This window comes from Conexibacter woesei DSM 14684 (assembly GCF_000025265.1).
Classification (GTDB): domain Bacteria; phylum Actinomycetota; class Thermoleophilia; order Solirubrobacterales; family Solirubrobacteraceae; genus Conexibacter; species Conexibacter woesei.
Genome location: NC_013739.1, coordinates 5,173,923 through 5,188,657, shown reverse-complemented (window position 1 = coordinate 5,188,657; position 14,735 = coordinate 5,173,923). Strand labels below are relative to the sequence as shown.

General features: G+C 73.9%; 11 protein-coding genes. 4 read left to right on the top strand and 7 right to left on the bottom strand.

The window, feature by feature from the left end:
- Positions 1–19: 19 nt before the first annotated feature.
- Together CWOE_RS24415 and CWOE_RS24410 are read left to right on the top strand one after the other, a co-directional pair.
- The gene (locus tag CWOE_RS24415) at positions 20–649 is read left to right on the top strand and encodes a TetR/AcrR family transcriptional regulator (protein WP_012936326.1); all 630 of its coding nucleotides are present in this window, start codon (positions 20–22) and stop codon (positions 647–649) included.
- 156 nt (positions 650–805) lie between these two features.
- The gene (locus tag CWOE_RS24410) at positions 806–2,302 is read left to right on the top strand and encodes an aldehyde dehydrogenase family protein (protein WP_012936325.1); all 1,497 of its coding nucleotides are present in this window, start codon (positions 806–808) and stop codon (positions 2,300–2,302) included.
- Positions 2,303–2,347: 45 nt separating this feature from the next.
- Here the strand turns inward: CWOE_RS24410 and CWOE_RS31375 are convergent, their stop codons facing one another.
- From CWOE_RS31375 to CWOE_RS24385, 5 genes are all read right to left on the bottom strand, one after another.
- Entirely contained in the window at positions 2,348–5,128 is a 2,781-nt protein-coding gene (locus CWOE_RS31375) for an AAA family ATPase (protein ID WP_081425492.1), read from the bottom strand.
- Positions 5,107–6,261 carry a P-loop NTPase family protein gene (locus tag CWOE_RS33040; protein WP_148261142.1) on the bottom strand — a complete coding sequence of 385 codons (1,155 nt, stop codon included), beginning with the start codon at positions 6,259–6,261 and terminating at the stop codon, positions 5,107–5,109. Before CWOE_RS33040 ends, CWOE_RS31375 begins: the two co-directional genes overlap by 22 nt.
- Positions 6,262–6,382: 121 nt before the next feature.
- Entirely contained in the window at positions 6,383–8,803 is a 2,421-nt protein-coding gene (locus CWOE_RS24395) for an ABC transporter permease (RefSeq protein ID WP_012936322.1), read from the bottom strand.
- A 6-nt stretch (positions 8,804–8,809) separates the two neighbouring features.
- Positions 8,810–9,595 (bottom strand): ABC transporter ATP-binding protein, encoded by a 786-nt coding sequence (locus CWOE_RS24390; protein ID WP_012936321.1) that lies wholly within the window; start codon positions 9,593–9,595, stop codon positions 8,810–8,812.
- Positions 9,596–9,717: 122 nt separating this feature from the next.
- A complete protein-coding gene (locus CWOE_RS24385) occupies positions 9,718–10,632 on the bottom strand; it encodes a LysR family transcriptional regulator (protein WP_160165562.1) in 915 nt (304 codons plus the stop codon).
- Positions 10,633–10,738: 106 nt separating this feature from the next.
- Between CWOE_RS24385 and CWOE_RS24380 the strand changes: the two genes are divergently transcribed.
- Positions 10,739–11,830 carry a TDT family transporter gene (locus CWOE_RS24380; RefSeq protein WP_012936319.1) on the top strand — a complete coding sequence of 364 codons (1,092 nt, stop codon included), beginning with the start codon at positions 10,739–10,741 and terminating at the stop codon, positions 11,828–11,830.
- 60 nt (positions 11,831–11,890) lie between these two features.
- On the opposite strand, the gene CWOE_RS24375 is transcribed toward CWOE_RS24380, so the two are convergent.
- Positions 11,891–12,544: a response regulator gene (locus CWOE_RS24375; protein ID WP_049793542.1), complete on the bottom strand. Its 654-nt coding sequence runs from the start codon at positions 12,542–12,544 to the stop codon at positions 11,891–11,893.
- Between the two features lie 77 nt (positions 12,545–12,621).
- Complete coding sequence (locus CWOE_RS24370; RefSeq protein ID WP_012936317.1) at positions 12,622–13,806, bottom strand: sensor histidine kinase; 1,185 nt, start codon at positions 13,804–13,806, stop codon at positions 12,622–12,624.
- 124 nt (positions 13,807–13,930) lie between these two features.
- On the opposite strand from CWOE_RS24370, the gene CWOE_RS33035 reads away from it, so the two are divergent.
- The gene (locus CWOE_RS33035; protein WP_012936316.1) at positions 13,931–14,671 is read left to right on the top strand and encodes a glycine-rich protein; all 741 of its coding nucleotides are present in this window, start codon (positions 13,931–13,933) and stop codon (positions 14,669–14,671) included.
- Positions 14,672–14,735 lie beyond the last annotated feature (64 nt).

Genomic DNA, 14,735 nt, shown 5'->3' with positions numbered 1-14,735 from the left:
GCAACTATAGTGACGGGCGGTGACCGGGCAAGCACCTACCCGCGGGCAGCGGCGCAAGGCGCTCACCGCCGCCGCGATCCTCGACGCGGCGCGGCAGCTGTTCTTCGCCAACGGGGTCGCGCGCACGACGATCGACGAGATCGCGGAGCGAGCCGACGTCTCGGTCGGGTCGGTCTACTTCCACTTCCGCTCGAAGGAGGGCGTCTACCTCGCGCTCGTCGAGGAGGCGCTGGACGTCAACGAGCGCTTCATGGCCGACGTGCCGGGCGACCCCTCGCCGCTCGCTCGCATACTCGCCGCCGGCGAGGCGTACCTGCGCTTCCACCTCGAGCGGCCGGACGCCTTTCGCCTCGTCGCGCTGCGGATGCTCGAACCGCCGGTCGGCGCGGATCTGAGCGAGGCCGAGCAGCGGATCGCCGACCGCGTCGAGCGGCTCGTCGGCGCCGTCGGCGCCGACCTCCAGGCGGCGATCGACGCGGGCGAGGTGCGGCCGATCGCCGCCGTCGACGGGATGCGCTTCCTGTGGGGGGCGTGGAACGGCGTGATCGCGCTGAGCCTGCGGCAGGACCGCCTCAGGCTGACCGACGACGAGGTCCGCGCCGCACTCGCGGAGGGCCGCGCGATCATCGAGCGCGGCCTCGCGGTCTGAGCGGCGCCGCCCGCGCCGCGCGCCGGTCACGACGCTCCACGCGGCGCGCAACGTTGCAACGCAACCTTTCTGCAACGTCTTCCGGACTATCGTCGTCTGCGAGTCGCCGCCCGGGGGTTGGCGGCGCAGAGGAGAACAACGTCAGAGGAGGCCGTCATGGCTGTCGCCGTCCCCATCGGTGAAGCGACCCGCCGTTTCACGTCCGAGCCGCGCAAGCTGCTGATCGGCGGTCAGTGGCGGGAGTCCGTCAGCGGCAAGACGTTCGACACCTACGACCCGGCGACCGGCGCGGTGCTCGCGACCGTCGCGGAGGGCGACGCGCAGGACGTCGAGCTGGCAGTCGCGGCCGCTCGCAGAGCGCTGGAGGACGGGCCGTGGTCCCGCCTGAACCCATCCGAGCGTGGGCGGATCGTCCACCGCGTCGGCGACCTGATCATGGAGAACGCGGACGAGCTGGCGGAGCTGGAGACGCTCGACAACGGCAAGCCGAAGGCGGTCGCCGCGGCGGCCGACGTCCCGCTCGCGGCTGACCTCTTCTGGTACATGGCCGGATGGGCGACGAAGCTCAACGGCGGCACGATCAACCCGTCGGTGCCGTACATGCCCGGCGCTGAGTTCCATGCCTACACGTTGCGCGAGCCGGTCGGCGTCGTCGGCCAGATCATCCCGTGGAACTTCCCGCTGCTGATGGCGGCGTGGAAGCTCGGCCCGGCGCTCGCGACCGGCTGCACCGTCGTGCTGAAGCCGGCCGAGCAGACGCCGCTGAGCGCGCTGCGGCTCGGCGAGCTGCTGCTGGAGGCGGGCGTGCCCGACGGCGTCGTCAACGTGATCCCCGGCTACGGCGAGACGGCCGGCGCCGCGCTCGCCGCGCACGAGGGCGTCGACAAGGTCGCCTTCACCGGCTCGACCGAGGTCGGCAAGCTGATCGCGCAGACCGCGACCGGCAACCTCAAGCGCGTCTCGCTGGAGCTCGGCGGCAAGTCGCCGAACGTCGTCTTCTCCGACGCCGACGTCGACGCCGCGATCGCCGGCGCCGCGCAGGGGATCTTCTTCAACCAGGGCGAGGTCTGCTCCGCCGGCTCGCGCCTGTACGTGCAGGAGGACCAGTTCGACCGCGTCGTCGAGGGGATCACGAGCGCGGCGAAGTCGATCAGAGTCGGTCACGGCCTCGACCCGACGACGGAGATGGGCCCGCTCGTCTCCCAGGAGCAGTTCGACCGCGTCACCGGCTACCTCGCGAAGGGCGCCGCCGAGGGCAACCGCGCGACCGCCGGCGGCTCCGCGATCGACGGCGACGGCTGGTTCGTCCAGCCGACTGTGCTGGTCGACGCGACGCCCGAGCACACGATCGTGCGCGAGGAGGTCTTCGGGCCGGTGATCGCCGCGATGCCGTTCAGCGACGTCGACGACCTCGCGCGCCAGGCGAACGACTCCCACTACGGCCTCGCCGCCGGCGTCTGGACGCGCGACGTCTCCAAGGCGCACAAGCTGGCGAAGCGGATCAAGGCCGGCACCGTGCACGTCAACAGCTACCACGTGTTCAGCGCCGAGCTGCCGTTCGGCGGCTACAAGCAGTCCGGCTGGGGCCGCGAGATGGGCGAGGAAGTGCTCAACAACTACCTCGAGACGAAGTCGGTCATCGTCGCGCTGTAGCGGCTTGCGTTCGCGCCGCCCGCCTCCTCCTCGGCGGGCGGCCGTTCAGCTTCCGCGCACGATGTCGTCCAGCTTGCCGTCGACCACGGCCAACACGACATCTCGCAGCTCCGCGGGCAGCTCCGCCATTGCGGATCGGCCGCCGAGCAACGCGAGCCGCAGGGCTCGCACGATCGCCAGGAGGTACGACGCCTCCGCCTGCTCGGCGAGCGTCGCCTCCCACCATGCGATCCAGTCGATGAGGTGCGCGTGGGCCTCATCGCGCTCTGAGGCGACGGCCATGAGCGCGACGACCACATCCTTGTCGGCGTCATCGCGGACGAGGATCTCGGCGATCCGCGTGGCGATGGAGGCTGCCTTGCCCACCGGCGGCTGCTCGGCGAGCACGCCGAGCCACCCTGCGAGCACGCGGTCAGCGTCGGTCTCCAACGCAAGCTCCAACGCCGCTCTAAGCTCGGCGTCACCGTCGAGCAGCTGCATCGGCGACACACGCTTTGCGGCATCAGCGAAGCCAGCCCGCACCTCCTCGCCGGCGCCGATGAGGTAACCGCTGTAGAGGCTCTCCTCCCGAACCGCTGACGCCAGGAAGCGGACAGCGGCGCTCCACTCCTCGCGAAGGTCTCGGCTGAATCCTGCAGTGACTGCCAGCTCGTACCGCGGCATGGCGGCCGTGTCGTCAGGCAGCTCGAGTTGCACCTCAGCCCAATGGCCCGCACGTTCCCACTCTGCGGCTTGGATCGCCGCCCCAGTGGCCACCGCCATCAGGAACGGACGTTGACGCTCGTCGGCGAACTCGATCGCCGACTCGAAGGCTGGGAGCAGGTCAGCTGGAAGATCTGGGTTCTCCGGGTTCGCCCCGTGAAATGCGACCGCGAGCCGATACGCGATCTCGGCAGTGTCTGGATGCGCACTTCCCAGCAGGCGCAGACGCTCGTCGAGGCACGCCCGTGCCACGTCGCGCGCCTGCTCGTAGTTCTCTTCGCGCAAGAGGGCCAGCGACCGCATCGAGTCGACCGCGCAGACGAGCAGCGGGTCGCCGGCGTCCTCAGCGTCGTCTCGCAGCGTGTCGAGACGGGGATGGATCTCTGGCACGTCCACGCGGGTGATCGCCCAGCCGGTGGCGAGCAGCCGCAGCACGAGCGAGTCACGGGCGCGGAGGGGGTCGACGGCCTCGACGGCCGCGTCCAGTGCACGCTGCACTCGCTTCTCCGGCTCCGCTTCGGCCTCGGTCGTCGTCGCGGCCTCGATCGCTGCTGTGGCGACGGCTTCAGCGACCTCGCGGTCGGCTGGATCCGAGCCCACCGTCCGCAACGCGAGCGCCTCCCGTGCCGCCTCCTCGCCCGAGAGGACCGCCAGTGCCGCGGCCTCGGCGGCGATCGCGGCGAGCCGGCTCATGCCGGCGCGCTCCGGGTCGGACGGGCGGCGCTCCAGCCACCCGCGCGCTCCGGCGAGCAGCGCGATCGGGTCGGTGTCGCCGAAGAGCGAGTCGATCGTCGTCGCGACCGACCATCTCATGGCACCTCGGAAGTAGTCCTCGTCGATCGAGCCAGGGTCGGCGAGCGCGAGCCGCTCTCGCTGCTCGGCGATCGAGTACCAGTCGCGCAGGAACGAGACGATCACGTTGAGCAGCTCGCCGTCGGAGTCGCGGTACTGCAGGTGGTGGCGCAGCATCGGCTCGCGGATCTCGTACCAGGTGGTTCGCTGGTCGGTTCCGGGCAGTTTCGTCCTGCGGACCCAGCGGGCGTCGTGGAGCCGTCTGAGCGAGGTGGCCGCGATGGTTGCGTCCAACCCGCTCAGCTCTGCCAGCTCCTTGACCGTCCGCATCCCAGGGCTGACCTGGACGACAGCGCCGTCGCGCTCGACCATCGCTGAGCGGCACAGCTCGACGACGAGCTTGCGCTCGTTGCCCGGCAGCGAGTTCAGCCGCTCCTGGTAGTAGGGCACCAGCTCGTCGAGCAGCGTTCTCACCAGCGGCGCCAGCTCGTCGAGCGTCTCGACGGTCACGCAGGCGGCGAGCACGGTCCACATCCGGGGCGAACCGCCGGTCACGTGGGTGACCGCCCGGAGTCGCGCTCGCGCGGTCGGAGTCTCCAGGAACGCCGCCAGCTCGTCATCGCCGGCGACCGCGGCGAGGTGGCGGAGCAGCGCACCGCCCTCCTCGGCGGACAGGTCGTCGAGCATCTCGGTCGAGAAGGCGCCGTACCACGGTCTCGCATGCTCGGAGACACCGTCGAACAGCAGCGGGGTCGAGGCGAGCAGCATCAGCCGACCGGTGTTCTCGGCGAAGGCTCGCAGCCGCGCCTGGCCGTCGTCGCCGAAGTCGTGGAAGACACGGTTGAGGTTCTCTACGACGAGCAGCAGCGTTCGGTCGCCCAGGGCGCGCAGCACGACCTGTTCCAGCTGGAGCGTGTCGCGTCGGGCTGCGCGGGCGTCCGCGAGCAGGGTGCCGTTCTGCGGGCGGGGGCCCTGGCCGAGCAGCCGCTCGACGATCGAGAAGAGGAGGTCGTTGTAGAAGACGATCTCCGGCGCGTCTTCCGGCAGGACGACCGCCGCGAGCCGTCTCGCGGTCCGTCTGTCCTGCAACGTCTCGTGGACGACGACCCGCAGCAGGTGGGTCTTCCCGCTGCCGCGCGGCCCGACGACGAGGAAATGCGGCCGCTCCTTCGATCTCGCGGCCGAGCGGAGTCGTCTCGCCAGCCGTCTCACGATCTCGTCGCGACCGACGGTGCGTGCAGCCAGCTCTTCAGCCGGCACCGCGGTGGGGGTGAACGCCGGCAGCGCCGCGCGATGGGTGCGCAGCACGTTCATCGCCGCAGCCTCACCCATGCGCGGCGGACGATCGCGAACGCGAACGTGCGGTTCTCTCCATCGCGCACGAGATAATGATCGTCCTCGAGCCGCTCCAGCACGTCGCGCACGTCGTCACGGGCGACCGCCTCGAGCTCCCGATCGAGGCGCACCAAGTTCACGATGCCGTCCAGATCGAGTGGCGCACCGCTGGCGAGAACATCGAGGGTCGCGCGCGCGAGCGGTGCCTGCTCGCCGTAGTAGACGGGGATCCGGTCACGGTAGTGCCGCAGGTCCCATGGATCGTCGGACGTCGTGATGGCCGTCGTCACGATCTCGTCGATCGCTGCACTGTCCAACGTGCCCGAGAGCGAGAGACGCTCGGCCGCCTCGACGATCTTGTGCATGTAGTACGGGACACCCTCGACACAGGCGGCGATGGCGCGGGCGGTCTCGGCTTCGTCGTGGTCGGGAAGGTCGGCGCCGCGCAACAGGCACCGCGCGAGCAGTTCGGCGTCGCCGCCGTCGCCGCATGGGAGCGGATCCAGGCGCAGACGCACCGTGTCGTTGAGGACGCCGGAAGCGTCACGGGTGACGTGGTGAAAGCCGATCGAGCCAAGGCAGAGCATCCGGAGACCGGCGTGTGTCTCGCGCAGGCGCCGGAGCAGGTGCAGCGCGGCCGTGCCCTCGTCGCCAGCCGGGTCGCGTTGGTTGAGCGCGCGGGCGAACAGCGGGAGCTCGTCGAGGATCAGCAGCAGGCGGCTGTCGGTCTCGGCGACCGCCGCCGTCACGACGTCCTCGAACAGCAGCCGGCTCTGCGCCGGCTCGACGCCGACGCCTCCGACGTTGAACGACAGCCGGTTGAGCAGTCCGCGAGCAGTGCGCTGGAGCGGATTCTCGAATCTCTCCAACGACCAGAGCAGTGATTGCGTCAGCTCGTCGATGCTGCGGTACCCCTCCACGCTCAGGCGCACCGTCGTCCAGCCGTCCCTGGGTGATGCTCGCTCGACGAGCTTGGCGACCGACGTCTTGCCCATGCGGCGCTCGCCGGTGAGCACGACGCTGCGGCGGTCGAGCGCCGCAAGCATCTCGTCGCGGAAGCCGTCGCGCCCGATGATGTTCTCGACGTCCAGTCCTCCGCCGGAATTGACCGGTATCGGGCGTATCGTCACGCCGACCACGATATACAAGACGAACTCGTTATGCAACCGCCTCGTTATATATCGCGGCTGATGTGTGTATCGCTCCGCGCAGCTTGCGCCGCCCCGTCGGCGGGCGGCACAAGCTGTGCGCTCACTCCGCCGCGATCGCGCGCAGGACGTCCAGGCGCGCGGCGCGGCGGGCGGGGCGGATGCTCGCCAGGACGCCGGCCAGCGCGCCGACGACGAGCACGACGAGCAGCTGCCCGAGCGGGACCGCGAAGCGGTCGATCCCGACGTCGCCGGCGAGCTGCACCAGCGCCCACGCGAGCGGGACGCCGATCGCGAGGCCGCCGAGCGTGCCGAGCAGCGCGATCACGACCGCCTCCCAGCGGACCATCGCGCGCAGCTGTCTGCGCGTCTGCCCGACGGCGCGCAGCAGGCCCAGCTCGCGCGTGCGCTCGTACGTCGCGAGCGAGAGCGTGTTGGCGATCCCGACGAGCGCGATCAGGACCGCGAGCGCGAGCATCACGTAGACGATCCCGAGCACCATGTCGACGCCCGCGCTCGCCGCCGTCACGTACTCGTCGCGCGTCTGCAGCTCGGGGTCGCCCCAACGCCGCGCGATGCCCGCGACCGCCGCGCGGCCGTCGTCCGGCGTGACGCCCGCTCTGAACGCGACGAAGACCGCCCGGTCGGCGTCCTGCTGGGCGCGGCCGGCCCACGCCGCGCGGGGCAGCAGCAGGTCGCCGGCGATCCCGTCCTCGGCGTAGATCGCGCCGACGCGCAGCGCGTCGCGGCTCCCGTCCGGGAACACGACCGGGACTGCGCTGCCGACGCGCCAGCCGTGGTCGTCCGCCGCCGTGCGTGAGACCGCGATCCCGTCGGCGCCGAGCGCCCGCGCGCTGACCGAGCCCTCGACGTCGCCGAGGTCGACGACGCGGCGCAGCTGCGCCGGATCGGCGATCCGCACCGTCTCGTCCTCGCCCGCCACGCGCGCGGTCCCCTGGCCGAGGCCGACCGCCGTCGCGACCTGCGGCAGCCTGGCGACCTCGCCGGCGAGCGCGGGTGGCAGCGTCGCGTCGTCGAACTGCCCGCCGGCGATCGCGAGGTCGCCGCGGAAGCCTTGCTGGGCGCTGTCGTCGAGCGTCGACTTGACCGACGCGCCGATCACCGTGAACGCCGCCACGACGGTGACGCCGACGACGAGCGCGGAGGCGGCCCCGGCGGTGCGGCGCGGGTTGCGCGTCGCGTTGCGCTGCGCGAGCGCCCCGACGGTGCCGCGCAGCCGCGGCAGCGGCGCGCTGATCAACGCCGTGACGCGCGCGAGCGCGCGCCCGGGCAGACGCGGCCGGCGGCCGAGCCCGCCGCCGTCGAGCGCCGCGTCGCGCAGGGCAGCCAGCGGCGCCACGCGCGAGGCCGCCCACGCGGGCGCCAGGCCGGCCAGCAGCGTCACGACGATCCCGACGAGCACGGCGATCAGCGCGCTGGAGAGCGACACGGCGAGGCCGCCGGCCGGCAGCGCGAAGCCGAACGCGTCGAACATCGCCTTCAGCAGGCTCGCGATCCCGATCCCGCCCGCGAGCCCCGCGAGCGCCGCGGCGACGCCGACGAGCAGCGTCTCCAGCAGCGCCGCGCCGAGCACCTGCGCGCGCGTCGCGCCGACCGCGCGCAACAGCGCCGCCTCGCGCGTGCGCTGCGCGGCGACGATCGCGAACGTGTTGCGGATCGAGAACGCGCCGACGAGCAGCGCGATCCCGGCGAACGCGACGAGGATCATCCGCAGGTTGTCGAGGAAGACCTCGTCGATGTCGGCGACGCGGTCCTGCGTCAGCTGCGCGCCGGTGACCGCCTCGACGCCCGGCGTCAGGATCGGTCGCAGCCGCTGCACGAGCTGCGCCTGCGAGACGCCGTCGTCAGCCTTCACGACGATCGAGGAGACGATGCCGGCCCGCTTCATCACGTGACGCTCGGCGCCGGCGGTCGTGAACGCGGTGAAGGTCGTCGTGCCGAGCCCGTCCGTGTCGCCGAACATCGAGATCCCGACGACTCTCACGCGCACCGGCTCGGGCGTCTGGACCGTCGCGACGTCGCCGACGCGCAGTCTTCCGTCCTCGGCCGCGCCGCGGTTGACGACGACCTCGTCGGAGGCCCGCGGCGGGCGTCCCTCCGCGATCCGGTAGGGGTTCAGCGCCGTGTCCTCGATCCAGTTGCCGGCGAGCGTCGGCGGTCCGTTGCCGCCGATCTTGTCGCCGTCGGCGCCGATCAGCGCGCCGGTCCCCTCGATCGAGCCGGCGGCCTGGGCGACGCCCGGCACCGCGCGCACGCGGGCGAGCAGGGCAGCCGGGATCGGCGCGCGCGCGTCGCCGCTGCCGGTGCCGAGCGACGTCTCGCTGCGGACGACGGCGTCGGTCCCGGAGGTGACGTCGGTGAAGAGGCGTTCGAAGTTGCGCTGGAGCGTGTCGCCGAGCATCAGCGTGCCGGCGAGAAAGGCGACGCCGAGGAAGACGGCGGCGAACGTGCCGGCGAGCCGGCGCTTGTGGGCCCAGAGGCCTTGCAGTGCGAGACGCGGCATCGCCGATCACCCCTCGCCGAGCTGCTTGATGCGGTCGAGGACCGTGTCGGGCGTCGGCGCGTCCAGCTCGTCGACGACGCGGCCGTCGGCGAGGAAGATCGCGCTGTCGGTCCAGCCGGTCGCGAGCGGGTCGTGCGTGACCATCACGACCGTCTGGCCCAGCTCGTCGACGGCGCGGCGCATGAAGCCGAGGATCTCGCCGCCTGCGTGCGAATCGAGGTTGCCGGTCGGCTCGTCGGCGAAGACGATCCGCGGCCGGCTCGCGAGCGCCCGCGCGACCGCGACGCGCTGCTGCTGACCGCCGGACAGCTCGGCCGGGCGGTGGTGGAGGCGGTCGCCGAGGCCGACCGTCGCGATCAGCGCGTCGAGCCAGTCGCGGTCGGGCTCGCGGCCGGCGAGGTCGAGCGCGAGCGTGATGTTCTCCCGCACGGTCAGCGTCGGCACGAGGTTGAAGGCCTGGAAGACGAAGCCGATCTGCGTGCGGCGCAGCAGCGTCAGCTGCCGGTCGCTGAGCGTGCCGAGCGCGACGTCGCCGACGTACGCCTCGCCCGCGGTGAGCGTGTCGAGCCCGGCGACGCAGTGCATCAGCGTCGACTTGCCGGAGCCGGACGGGCCCATGATCGCGGTGAAGCGGCTGGTCGGGAACGCGACCGTGACGTCGTCGAGGGCGCGGACGGCGGTGTCGCCGGCGCCGTAGACCTTCGTCGCGCCGACGGCGCGGGCGACGGCGGCGCCGGCCGGCAGCGGCGCGGGTCCGTCGGCGTGAGGCGGGGCGGGGCTGGAAGCTGGCATCGCGGGCGATCTCCTGGGTCGGTTCTCGATCGCACCCCAGTCTCCGCACATCGCACCCGCTTGTCGTCGGCCCGCGGATGACACTTGCGCGTACGCCCTAGGGCGCAGCGGCCCCGGCCGCGCTACCCCCGCGGGCGTCGCGACTCGCCGAGCCACGCCCAGAAGCGCTCGGCGGGCGGCGAGAGCGTGCGGCGCGGGTCGCGCACCGCGCGCAGCTCGCGTGTCAGCTGGAGGTCGCGCAACGGGACCGCGGTCAGCGCGCCGCTGCGCTCCTCCGTCTCGACCGCGAGTCGTGAGAGCAGCCCGAAGCCGCCGGAGGCGAGCGCGCGCTTGACGCCCTCGGTGCTCGCCAGCTCCAGCGCCGGCGCGATCTCGACGCCGACGCCGGCGAGCGCCGCGGCGGCGACGGTGCGCGTGCCGGAGCCCTCCTCGCGCGCGACGTAGCGCTCGCGCGTCAGCTCCTGCGGCCGCAGCGAACGGCGTCTGGACCAGCGGTGGGCGGTCGCGATCACGACGACGACCTCGTCGCGCTGAACGGTGATCGTGTCGAGTCCGTCGAGCGCGTCGAGCCCCTCGACGAAGCCGATCTCGGCGCGCCGCTCGCGCAGCGCCGCGAGCACGCCGGTCGAGTTGACGATCGCGACCTGCGCGTGGACCGCCGGCGCCTGCACGCGGAAGCTCGCCAGCCAGCCCGGCACGAGGAACTCGCCGACGGTGTGGCTGGCCGCCAGCGCGAGCGATTCGCCGGCTTCGCGGCGGTGGTCGGCGAGCGCCTCCTCGGCGTCGCGCAACGCGGCGAGCGCCTGCTTGGCCTCCGGGTAGAGCACGCGGCCGGCGGCGGTCGGCCGCACGCCGAAGCGGCCACGTTCGAGCAGCGCGACGCCGACGCGCCGCTCGAGCGCGGCGACCCGCTTCGTCACGGCCGACTGCGTCAGGTCGAGCGCGTCGGCCGCGCCGCGCATGCTCGACGCCTCGAACGCGGCGACGAACGCGGCCAGGTCCGGGCTCGCGAGAGGATTCGCCTGCGGGATGCCCACGCCGCACATCGTTGCGCATGTCGCCGCTCGATCGATTCCCGACTGGAATCGAACGTCGCCGATTCCGACTGGTACCGGCGGCGGCGCGGGTCGATGCTGTCCGGCGATGAAGGTCGCACCGAACTGGTTCACCGCCGCGATGGGCACCGGGATCGTCGCCAACGCGGCGGTGCTGCTGCCGCGCGACGCCGCCTGGCTGCGCGCGCTCGCGCTCGCCGCCTGGCTGGCCGCCGCGCTGCTGCTGCTGAGACTCGCGGCGGTCGCCGTCGAGCAGTGGCGCCGCGGCCGCCGCGTGCGCGACTGCGCCGGGCGGCGCGTGCGCGGCGGCGCCGCGGACGGCAGCGCCGGCGACCTCGCGATGGCCCCGTTCTGGGGCGCGCCGCCGATGGCCGCGATGACGGTCGGCGCCGGCGCGCTGCTCGTCGGCGGCGACGCGATAGGGCAGGACGCGGCGCTGGCGGTGGCGAGCGCGCTGTGGGCGCTCGGCACGCTCGGCGGCCTCGCCGCGAGCGTGACGGTCCCGCTGCGGATGCTGCGCCATCCCGAGCGCAGACTCGACACGGTCTTCGCGACCTGGCTGCTGCCGGTCGTGCCGCCGATGGTCTCCGCCACGACGGGTGCGGCACTGATCGCGCACCTGCCGGCCGGCCAGCCGCGGCTGCTGCTCCTGCTCGGCTGCTGGGCGATGCTCGGCGCGAGCCTGCTCGCGGTCGCGGCGACGATCGCGCTCGTGTGGCGGCGGCTCGCCGCGCACGGCTGCGGCCCGGCACGGATGGTGCCGACGCTGTTCATCGTGCTCGGCCCGCTCGGCCAGTCGATCACCGCTGCCTGCCTGCTCGCCGCCGCAGCGCCGGCTGCGACCGGCGCCGCCTGGGCGGGATCGGCCGGCGCGCTCGCGCTCGTCTACGGCCTGCCGGTGCTCGGCTTCGCGCTCGCGTGGCTGGCGGTCGCGGTGACGATCACGTGGCGTACCGCGCGCAGGGGCCTGCCGTTCGCGCCGACGTGGTGGAGCTTCATCTTCCCGATCGGGACGTGCGTCACGGGCGCCTCGGAGCTGGCCGTGCGGACCGGCGCCGCGCCGCTCGACTGGCTCGCGATCGCGCTGTTCGCGCTGCTGCTGACGGCGTGGCTGGTCGTCACCGGCGCGACCGCGCGCCACGCGCTGCTGCGCGGCCGCCGCGCCGCCGCGCCGGCGTAGGGGCAGCGAGCCGCGTGAAGAAGTGGCTGCCCAGCAACCACTTCTTCACGCGGCTCGTGCTCAGCCGGCTTCGCCGGGCCGCACCAGGCCCGACTCGTAGGCGAGCACGACGAGCTGCGCGCGGTCGCGCGCGTCGAGCTTGCCCATCGCGCGGCTGACGTGGGTCTTGGCGGTCGCGGGGCTGATCACCAGGCGCTCCGCCAGCTCGTGGTTGGTGAGGCCGGCGCCGACGAGCGCGACGACCTCGCGCTCGCGGTCGGTCAGCACCTCCAGCCGCTCGGCCGCGGGCAGCGCGGCGGCGCCGTCGTCCGCCGTGCCGGCCGCGTCGGCCGGCGGGGGAGCCAGCGCTGCGAACCGCGCGATCAGCCGCCGCGTGACGCTCGGCGCCAGCAGGCCCTCGCCGGCGGCGATCAGCTCCAGCGCGCGCAGCAGCTCGACCGGCTCGACGTCCTTCAGCAGGAAGCCGCTGGCGCCGGCGCGCAGCGCCTCGAAGACGTACTCGTCCAGCTCGAACGTCGTCAGCATCAGCACGCGGACGGAGTCGAGCGCAGGGTCGCCTGAGATCTGCCGGGTCGCGGCGATGCCGTCGAGCACCGGCATCCGCACGTCCATCAGCACGACGTCGGGCCGGCTCGCGCGCGCGAGCTCGACCGCCTGCTCCCCGTCGGCCGCCTCGCCGACGACGTCGAAACCGTCCTCGGCGTCGAGCAGCATGCGGAAACCGGCCCGCACGAGCGCCTGGTCGTCGGCGAGCGCGACGCGGATCGGCGCGCCCGCGTCGCCCGGCGCGCTCACACCGCCCCCAGCGGCAGCCGCGCGCGGACGCGGAAGCCGCCGCCCGGCCGCGGGCCGGCCTCGACCGACCCGCCCAGCAGCGCCGCCCGCTCGCGCATGCCCGAGAGGCCGTGGCCGTCGCCGTTCGCGGTCGCCGCGCCGCGGCCGTCGTCGTCGATCGTCAGCGCGACGCCGTCGGGCTCGTAGGCGAGCGCGACGCGGACGCTGCTCGCGGCGGCGTGGCGCACGACGTTCGTCAGCGCCTCCTGGACGATCCGGTAGCCGGCGACGTCGACCGGGGCCGGCAGCCGCCGCCGCTCGCCGCTGACGTCGATCGAGACCTCGGCGCCGGCGCGCCGCGCGCCGTCGATCAGCTCCTCCACGCGCGCGAGGCTCGGTTGCGGGCCGGTCGGCTCGTGCTCGCCCCGGTCGCCGTCGGCCGCATCCGCCCGCAGCACGCCGACGGTCGTGCGCAGGTCAGCGAGCGCCTCGCCGCTCGCCTGCTTGATCGCGCTCAGCACCTGCTCGGCCTGCTCCGGTCTGCGCGCGACGACGTGCGCTCCGGTGCTCGCCTGCACGTGGATCATCGCGAGGCTGTGCGCGAGCACGTCGTGCAGCTCGCGCGCGATCCGCAGGCGCTCCTCGCCGAGCTGGCGGCGCGCCTCCTCCGCGCGCGTGCGCTCGGCCTCGCGGGCGCGCGCGCCGATCGCCTCGACCGACGCGCGCTGCGCGCGCAGCATCGCGCCGGCGAGCAGGCCGACGGTGATCCACACGAACTGCCGCACGACCGCTTCGGAGGTGACCCCCTCGCCAGCGATCGCCAACACGGCGAACAGCTCGGCGGCGAGCGCCGCGCCGCCCGCCAGCAGCGCGGTCCGCGTCGGTCGCCACGCGGCGACGGTGATCAGCGCGACGAGCGCGGAGACGCACGGTCCGGGGCCGCCGGGATAGACGCGCGAGATGTAGACGGCGTCGACCGCGACGGTCGCGGCGAGCACCCCGAGCGGCCAGCGGCGGCGCAGCAGCAGCAGCGCGGCGCCGACCGCCATCAGCGCGTAGGCGAGCCCGTCGAGCGAGCGCTCGCCTGCGCCGACGTCGGCGACCGCGGCGCTGACGACGACGGCGAACACGAACGCCGCGACCGCGAGCAGGAGGTCGAACGCCCATGCTGGCAGCGCGGCTCTGCGGGCTGTCACGGCCATGCCGACACGGTAGCCCCTGCGCGGCGCCTCCACATCGGCCGGCCGGCGTACACCCACGGGAGTAGCGCGCGAGCGGCGCCGGTTCCCGCTGGCGCGTCCGCGCTCGGTCTGGAATCCTGCCTTGATGCCGCCCTTCCGACGTGCCAGCGCCGCCACGGCGCTGTTCGCAACGACCGCCGCGCTCGTCGTCCTCGCCGCGCCCGCGCAGGCTTTGACCGACCCGTTCCACTACACCGGCGCGCCGCAGACGTGGACCGTTCCCGAGGGGGTCACCCACGCGACGTTCGAGCTGTGGGGCGGGGCCGGCGGCGGCAGCGGACCCGGCGGGTCGGCCGGCGGGGACGGAGCCTTCGTCCACGCCATCCTCGCGGTCACGCCGGGGGAGAGACTGAGGATCTTTGTCGGCGGGGCCGCCAGCCCGGCTGGAGTCGGCGGCTGGAACGGTGGCGGCGACGCGCCGGGTGCGGGAGGCGGTGGCGGGGCGAGCGACGTGCGCCGCGGTGACGGCTTCGACCAGCGGCTGCTCGTCGCCGGTGGCGGTGGCGGGGCGGGCGGCGACGGCAGCGGACTCGCCACCGGCAGTGGCGGCGACGGCGGCGACGGCGGCGGGGTAGACGGCAGATTCGGCACCAGCCAGGGCGCCGGCGCCGGCGGCGGTGACGGCGGCCGTGCCGACGGTACCGGCGGTGCGGGCGGCGTCGGCGCGGGTCCGGGCGCGATCGACGGCGCGCCGGGCGACGCGGGCTCGCTCGGCGTCGGCGGCGACGGCGGAGCTGGCGCCAGCGGCGGCGGGTCACGGCGGCGGTGGGGGCGGCGGCTGGCTCGGCGCCGGCGGCGGTGGAGCCGGCGCCGCGTCGAGTTCTGAGCACGCCGGCGGAGGCGGAGGCGGAGGCGGGCGCAGCTACGTCGGGAATCTCGCCCAGGACGCT